Origin of the sequence: Paraburkholderia sp. Ac-20336, from assembly GCF_017105025.1 — a bacterium.
Classification (GTDB): domain Bacteria; phylum Pseudomonadota; class Gammaproteobacteria; order Burkholderiales; family Burkholderiaceae; genus Paraburkholderia.
This window is the reverse complement of record NZ_JAAGPS010000260.1, coordinates 1-2923: the sequence shown is the minus strand read 5'-3', so window position 1 is coordinate 2923 and position 2923 is coordinate 1. Positions and strand designations below refer to the sequence as shown.

The 2923-nt window shown below is 67.0% G+C and carries 3 protein-coding genes and 1 riboswitch; of the genes, 1 reads left to right on the top strand and 2 read right to left on the bottom strand.

What is annotated here, in order from left to right:
• On the bottom strand, positions 1-217 hold a 217-nt coding region (locus tag GXB81_RS30770; protein ID WP_205991184.1), incomplete at its 3' end, for an SDR family NAD(P)-dependent oxidoreductase.
• A 49-nt stretch (positions 218-266) separates the two neighbouring features.
• Complete coding sequence (locus GXB81_RS30765) at positions 267-2018, bottom strand: ABC transporter ATP-binding protein/permease (protein WP_167045539.1); 1752 nt, start codon at positions 2016-2018, stop codon at positions 267-269.
• Positions 2019-2451: 433 nt separating this feature from the next.
• A riboswitch (TPP riboswitch) is annotated at positions 2452-2575 on the top strand.
• A 240-nt stretch (positions 2576-2815) separates the two neighbouring features.
• On the opposite strand from GXB81_RS30765, the gene GXB81_RS31955 reads away from it, so the two are divergent.
• The coding region (locus GXB81_RS31955; protein ID WP_346777830.1) for an NAD(P)-binding protein at positions 2816-2923 on the top strand (108 nt) is incomplete at its 3' end.

The following is a 2923-nucleotide window of genomic DNA, read 5'->3' as shown; positions in this document are numbered from 1 at the left end:
CGCTCGCGGCGCATCGATCGGCGACTTGCGCGAGGCGTTGGCGGGAAGCGTCGTCGGCGCCGCGCGCGTGCAGCATCAGCGCGGTGTCCGGCGCGGCGAGACGTTGCGCGAGCGCCGCGCCGATGCCGGAGCCGGCACCGGTAATCAGCACGACGCGCGCGCTGCCGTTGGTGTCGTTGTCGATGCCAGCGTTGGCGTTGCTTGCCTGCTCGCTCATCGCGTCGTTCGGTTCGCCGGGTTGCTCGTTGGATTGCTCGCCGGGCGGATCAGGCCGCCACCGCTTCGCGGCTGCGTTCGACGTCGAGCGTTTCGTCGTGGAACGCCGAGAGCGACTCGCGATGCGCGACGCTGACGATCGCCGCCTTCGGCAGCCGCTCCGTGAACAGGCGGTACAGGCGCGCCTCGTTTTCCGCGTCGAGCGCGCTGGTCGCTTCGTCGAGGAACAGGTAGTCGGGCTTGTGCAGCAGCACGCGCGCGGCGGCGAAGCGCTGCTGCTCGCCCGGCGACAGCACGCGGGTCCAGTGCGCCGATTCCTGCAGACGGTCCGCGTATTCGGACAGATGGCAGGTGACGAGCGCTTCGCGGCATTCGTCGTCACTATAGGTGTCGGCCGCCGACGGATACGCGAGCGCCGCCTTCAGCGTACCGATCGGCATGTAGCTGACCTGCGGGATGAACATCATGCGCGCGTTGACGGGCGCGTCGATCGAGCCGTCGCCGAACGGCCAGAGGCCCGCGAGCGCGCGCATCAGCGTGCTTTTGCCGGCGCCCGACGGACCGCGCACGAGCCAGCGCGAGCCCGGCCGGATCGCGACATCGCGGATGCGCGAGAGCGGGTTGCCGTTCGGCAGCGCGAGTTCGAGGCTGGCGGTGGAGAGCTGGTTGGCGTCGACGAAATGCAGGTTGATGCCGCCGTGTTCGGTGGCCGGCGAGACCGATTCCTTCAGGCGCGGCGCATGCATGATGCGCTTGAATTCGCGCAACCGGTTCACGGTGGCGCGCCATTCGACGAGGCTCGTATAACTGTTGATGAACCACGAGAACGAATCGCTGACGGTGCCGAACGCGCTCGAAATCTGCATCAGCACGCCGAACGTGAAGGCGCCCGCGAAGTAGCGCGGCGCGGCGACCACGATCGGGAAGATGATCGCGATCTGGCCGTAGAAGCTCAGCACGAAGGTCAGGCGCTTGGTGTACTTCATCACCTGCCACCAGTTGTCGCGGATGCGGCCGAACAGCGTGCGTGCGTTGTGCTTCTCGGTTTCCATGCCGTTGTAGAACGCGATCTGCTCGGCGTTCTCGCGCAGACGGATCAGGCCGAAACGGAAATCCGCCTCGACTTTCTGTGCCTGATAGTTGATCGACACGAGCGGATGACCGACCTTCTGCGTGACGAGCGAGCCGACCACCGCATACAGCGCAGCAGCCCACACCATATAACCGGGGATATGCAGCGGCATGCCGCCGAGCGAAAGGGTCAGCGCGCCCGCGAGCGACCACAGGATCGTGATGAACGACACGAGCGTGACGACCGTGGAGAGCAGATCGAGCGTGAGCGAAAGCGTGGTGGTGGCGAACGATTGCAGGTCGTCGCTGATCCGCTGGTCGGGGTTGTCGGCGAGGCGGTCGCGCTCGATGCGGTAGAACGCGCTGTCGTCGAGCCACTCGTTCAGGTAGCGCGTGGTCAGCCACTGGCGCCAGCGGAAGCCGAGCATCTGGCGCAGATAGCGGCCATACACGGCGAGGATGATGAAACCGAACGCGAGCCCGCTGAAGATCATCAGCAGGTGCGGGAAGTCGTGGACGTTCTTCTGCTGCAGCGCGTTGTAGAAATCGGCGCTCCAGCGGTTCAGGCGCACGTTGATCCAGACGACGAGCAGGTTCATCACGACGATCGCGATGAGCAGCCCCCACGCCACGAAGCGTTCCTCGGAAACCCAGTAAGGCTTGATCAGGCTCCAGGCGGAGACTTTTTCGTCGGGCGGCAGCGCGGGGCTGGCGGAAGTATTGGATGTCATGAGCGTCCTGGTGATGTGCTGGCCATGGGTCGAGCCGGTCGATCCTCGGTGTCGGGCTGGTCGGGTTGCGCCATGTCGGGCGATCCCGCGACGAGCCGGTCCGTATGCTGGGTTGCCCTGCGGCGGGTCTGCGATGCCTGCCCGGGCGTCGTGCTTTCGTGCTCGGGGCGCGCGACGCCGGACGGGCGCCCGATTCTGGCGTGACGCCCTTAAGCGGGCATTAATTTGCGCCGCCGGCGCGCCCCCGTGTAAGCGCCGCGCATACGGCCTGAAGCGCCGCGCGCGCCGCGTTCGCGGCACCGATCACGGCATTGTGCCAGAGCGTCGGCTCGCGGCGCATCGGCATCGCCATAGAGGGTGCCGGAGCGAAATCGCGGCCGCCTCGGCGCCCCGCTGGTTTGCGGGCGTCCGGCCTTTTATGGTCTAATGACCCGTGACGAAACAGGGGTGCTTCGCCCACGGGCGGCATGATTTCCATGCTGCGGCGGCGAGGCTGAGAGAGACCCTTTGCACCCGATCCGGGTAATACCGGCGCGGGAAGTTTCCGGAAGCAACCGTCTTCCATTCCCCGCCGGGCGGCGCTGGCGCATGACGCGCGCGCATCTTGCCCGGCCGGCTTCACCCGCCGGTTTCGTCCTCGGTACGTGCGTTTTTGGGCCGTACGGAAAGGACTCGATGACCGCCTATTCTTCATACATGTACGTTGCTTCCCGTCACGCCGCCGCAGGCGCGCCGTGCCGCCTTGGCATTGCCCGCCTAGGAGATGCACTGCGCCGCGTGGCCGTGGAGCGTGCGCGATGAACCGTCCCGCCCGACCCGATTTCGCCGTGCTCGGCGGCGGCCTGTGCGGCCGGCTGGTCGCGTGGCGGCTTGCCGGCGAGGGGCATCGCGTGGCGCTGTACGAG